Source organism: Micromonospora sp. NPDC005197 (assembly GCF_040608295.1).
Classification (GTDB): domain Bacteria; phylum Actinomycetota; class Actinomycetes; order Mycobacteriales; family Micromonosporaceae; genus Micromonospora.
In genome coordinates this window covers 1-4,558 of the sequence record NZ_JBEXHY010000225.1, presented here as the reverse complement: position 1 = coordinate 4,558, position 4,558 = coordinate 1, and the positions used below count along the sequence as shown (strand labels likewise).

General features: G+C 74.4%; 2 protein-coding genes and 1 pseudogene. 2 read left to right on the top strand and 1 reads right to left on the bottom strand.

Features of this window, described 5'->3' with window-relative positions; all coding sequences use genetic code 11:
- The first annotated feature begins 91 nt into the window (after positions 1–91).
- Both thiD and thiC read left to right on the top strand, forming a co-directional pair.
- Positions 92–877 (top strand): bifunctional hydroxymethylpyrimidine kinase/phosphomethylpyrimidine kinase, encoded by a 786-nt coding sequence (gene thiD / locus ABZU46_RS31095; RefSeq protein WP_354863264.1) that lies wholly within the window; start codon positions 92–94, stop codon positions 875–877.
- Positions 878–894: 17 nt separating this feature from the next.
- The gene (thiC, locus tag ABZU46_RS31090; protein WP_354863263.1) at positions 895–2,487 is read left to right on the top strand and encodes a phosphomethylpyrimidine synthase ThiC; all 1,593 of its coding nucleotides are present in this window, start codon (positions 895–897) and stop codon (positions 2,485–2,487) included.
- A gap of 123 nt (positions 2,488–2,610) precedes the next feature.
- On the opposite strand, the pseudogene ABZU46_RS31085 reads toward thiC, so the two are convergent.
- Positions 2,611–4,558 (bottom strand): annotated as a pseudogene (locus tag ABZU46_RS31085) (hypothetical protein); the annotation flags it as partial.

The window sequence follows — 4,558 nt, the reverse complement described above, 5'->3', positions numbered from 1 at the left end:
CGTCGACCGGGCCCACGCAGGGATCAAGCCTGACCGCCCGGAGTGGGCACGGTCGGCCGCAGCCCCAAAGCGCAACCACAGAGGAAAGCCAGTGACCCCACAAACCATCCTCACCATCGCCGGCTCCGACTCCGGCGGCGGCGCCGGCATCCAGGCCGACCTCAAGGTCTTCGCGGCGCTCGGGGCGTACGGCACCAGCGTCCTCACGGCGGTCACCGCGCAGAACACCCGCGGTGTCGACGCCGTCCTGCCGCTGCCGCCGCGCACGGTCACCGAGCAGCTGGACAGCGTCCTCGCCGACTTCACCGTCGGCGCGGTCAAGACGGGAATGCTCGGCACACCCGCAGTCGCCGACGCGGTGGCCCAGGCTGCCCAGGACGGCCGGCTGCCCCAACTCGTCGTCGATCCGGTGCTGGTCGCCACGAGCGGCCACCGGCTCGGCGTGGTGGGTGCGGTGGAGCGGCTGCTTCCGTACGCCCGGGTGGCGACGCCGAACTGCGCGGAGGCCGCGGCCATCACCGGACGCGCGGTGGACGACCTGGCCGGGATGGTCGTCGCCGCGGAGGCCCTCGCCGCTGGCGGCCCGGAGCACGTGGTGGTCACCGGCGGTGACCTGGGTGGAGACGAAGCGGTCGACGTGCTGCACGGGGGCGGCGTCACGACCCTGCTGCGCGGGCCACGGGTGGACACCCGGCACACCCACGGCACCGGGTGCTCGTTCTCGGCGGCGATCGCCGTGCGGCTCGCGCTGGGCGATCCGGTGCCGGCGGCGGTGGGGGCCGCCAAGGAGTACGTGCTCCGCGCGCTGACCGGCGCGCGGGGCTGGGAGCTGGGCGCGGGGCGCGGGCCGCTGGATCACTTCGGCTGGTCCGCCTGATCACCAGGGAGGTTGTCATGCAGGCACGAGGCAAGGTGTACGTCGAGGGGTCACGGCCGGATGTGCGGGTGCCGTTCGCCGAGGTGGCGCTGACCGGCGACCATCCGCCGGTGCGGCTCTACGACACGTCCGGCCCGGGATCGGACCCGTCGGTGGGGTTGCCCGCGTTGCGGGGCCCGTGGATCGCCGAGCGGGGTGACGTGGCGCCGGTACGAGGCGCCGGTACGCCGCTCGCCGGTGTGGACGGACGACGTCCGACGCAGCTCGCGTACGCGCGGGCCGGCGTGGTGACGCCGGAGATGGAGTTCGTGGCGATCCGGGAGAACGTCGACCCGGAACTCGTGCGGGCCGAGATCGCCGCCGGCCGGGCGGTGCTGCCGCTCAACGTCAACCACCCGGAGTGCGAGCCGGCGATCATCGGCAAGGCGTTCCTGGTCAAGGTGAACGCCAACATCGGCACGTCGGCGGTCAGCTCGTCGGTCGCCGAGGAGGTGGAGAAGCTGACCTGGGCCACCCGCTGGGGCGCCGACACCGTGATGGACCTGTCCACCGGCAAGCGGATCCACGAGACCCGTGAGGCGATCGTGCGGAACTCGCCGGTGCCGATCGGCACGGTGCCGATCTACCAGGCCCTGGAGAAGGTCGGCGGCGACCCGGTCAAGCTGAGCTGGGAGGTCTTCCGGGAAACCGTGATCGAGCAGGCCGAGCAGGGCGTCGACTACATGACGGTGCACGCCGGGGTGCTGCTGCCGTACGTGCCGCTGGCCGTGGACCGGGTCACCGGCATCGTCTCCCGGGGTGGCTCGATCATGGCGGCGTGGTGCCTGGCCCACCACGAGGAGAACTTCCTCTACACCAACTTCGCCGAGCTGTGCGCGATCCTCGCGCGCTACGACGTGACGTTCTCGCTCGGCGACGGGCTGCGGCCCGGCTCGATCGCCGACGCCAACGACGAGGCGCAGTTCGCCGAGCTGCGCACCCTCGGCGAGCTGACGACGGTCGCCTGGGAGCACGACGTGCAGGTGATGATCGAGGGCCCCGGCCACGTGCCCATGCACAAGATCAAGGAGAACGTGGATCTCCAGCAGGAGTGGTGCCACGAGGCGCCCTTCTACACGCTCGGCCCGCTGACCACCGACATCGCGCCCGCGTACGACCACATCACCTCGGCCATCGGCGCCGCGATGATCGGCATGTTCGGCACCGCCATGCTCTGCTACGTGACCCCGAAGGAGCACCTCGGCCTGCCGGACCGCGACGACGTCAAGGCGGGCGTGATCGCGTACAAGATCGCGGCCCACGCGGCGGACCTGGCCAAGGGGCACCCGGGCGCGCAGGCGTGGGACGACGCGCTGTCCAAGGCGCGGTTCGAGTTCCGCTGGGAGGACCAGTTCAACCTCTCGCTGGACCCGGAGACGGCGCGGTCGTACCACGACGCGACACTGCCTGCCGAGCCGGCGAAGACGGCGCACTTCTGCTCGATGTGCGGCCCGAAGTTCTGCTCGATGAAGATCACGCAAGAGCTCAAGGAGTACGCGGCCCGCGGCATGAAGGACAAGTCGGCGGAGTTCGTCTCCGGCGGCGGGAAGGTCTATCTGCCGCTCGCCTGACCGGTCCGGCATGGTCGACTCGGGTTCACTGAAGTCGGGGTGTCCCGGCGCGGTGGACAGCCCGGATTCAGGGAACCCGAGTCGATCAGACGGGGTCGGCGTCCCGAACGGACGTCAGGCGGGTCAGTCGCGGTGGTGACGGCCGGTGGAGCGCAGCGAGCGACGACCGTTCTCCTGCTCCGGCTCGTTGTCCGCGACCGGCTTGCCGAGCCCGGCGACCCAGTCGACGAACTCCTCGTCCTGCGTGGCCAGCGGCTCCGCCGCATCCGCCGCGGGCCGCTTCTCCTCGTCGGCCCGGGCCCGGTTGCGCCGGAACAGGCCACCGAGCCGTCCCCGCCGGGAGGGCTGCTCCGGGTCGTCCGTGGACGCCGGTGTGGCCCGCCGAGCATCGCTGTCCGGCCCGCCACTGTCGGCGGTGCCGGACGCGCGGCCCTGCTCAGGTATGCCCGGACCGGCCGACGGCGGCACGACCGGTCCCGCCGAGGCGGGCGCACCGGTAGCCTCGCCGACCCGGCCGCGCCTGCCGATGGCCCGGTCCGTCGCGTTGCTGGCCGGGTCGGTCATGCTGCTGGCCGGGTCGGTCGTGCTGTTGGCCTGGCCCGTCGTGCTGGCGGCGCGGCCTCTCGACCAGCCCCCGTCGAGCGTGGCGGCGGTCGGGCTGTCCTGGTTCGGCGTGCTGGCGGTCGGATCTGTCGGGCTGCCCTGGTCTGGTGTGCTGGCACCCTGGTCGGGCGTGCTGGCGGTCCGATCCGACGCGGCGGCGCGTCGAGTGGTGTTGAAGGCGTCCCAGGTGCTGGCGCGGCTCAGGTCCGGCAGCGGCGCCCGGTGCCGGAAGCGGGGCGTCCAGTCGGTCGACTCCTCCGCCGGGACGGGAGCATCCGAACCGGACGGTTCGGGGTCGGCCGCCCCCGTCGCCGATCCGGTGGTCCACGCCGAGGTGACCGGCCAGGCCGGTGCCGTCGGGGCCCACCCGGCGGTCCCCGGGCCGTCGGCGGTCGCCTCACCGAACAACGAAGCGCCGCCGTCGCTCTCGGCCGCGGATCGTTCGGCGCGGCCCGTCCCGGACCCCTCGACGGGTGCGGGATCCCCAACCGGGGTGGTGGTGACCGCCGGCTCGGTGCTGGCGGCCCCGTCGCGCCGGCTCTCTCCACCGGTCCGGACGGTCTGCTCCTGCGGATCCTTGCCGCCGGTCTGATTCGCCTGGCCGGGCTCGGTGTCCTGGCCGGGCTCGGTGTGCCGGTCGGGCAGGGGAGCGTCCTGGCCGGGCAGGGGAGTGTCCTGGTCGACGGGTCCGGCGGAGTCGGCGCCGGTCAGGTCGGTGGCCTTGCCGGACCGGGCCGGCCGCCTGGTGCGCCCAGCGGTCGATCCGGCGGCTGCCGCCGTGTGCTCGGCGGTCGTGCCCGGAGTGACGTCGGCGGGGGTGGACTTCGGCTTGCGCGTACGGCGCGGCTTGGGTGCGGGTGCGTCGGCCGCGCCGTCGCCCGCGCTGCTCGCGCTCGGCGTGGCCGCGTCGCCCGCGCTCGGCGTGCCCGGGGCCGTCGTGCCCGTGACCGGTGTGCCCGGGGCCGTCGTGCCCGTGACCGGCGTGACCGTGGCCGGCGTGCCTGGGGCCGTCGTGACCGGGGTCGTCGTGCCTGGGGCCGTCGGGTCGCTGGTCGTCGTGCGGTCGCTGTCCCGCCTGTCCCCGCCGGCCGTGGTCGTCGTCGTGCTGCCGGTCGGGTCGTCGGCGCCCGCGTCGGGCGTCGGACCGACGGCCCCGGTACCGACGGCCCCTGTGTCGCCGGCCGCAGCGGTGGACGTCGCCGCGGTGGACGCCGGGACGGTAGGGGTCGGGTCGGCGGGGCCGATGGGGTCCGCGTCCCGGCTCGACGGGGCCGACTGTCGCCCGGCGGTGAACTCGCCGGTCGGGTCGGTCAGCCAGGAGGCGGGGGCCGGCGGGTTGGTCGCGCGATCGTGCTGCCCGCCCGTGTGGAGCGCGTCCCGGGTCGGGGTGCCCGCCGTCGGCGCGTCCGGGGTGGTGTCGGCGTGCTGGCGGCGGCCGACCGGCCGGGGCGCCTGCCCGGGGGGCGTC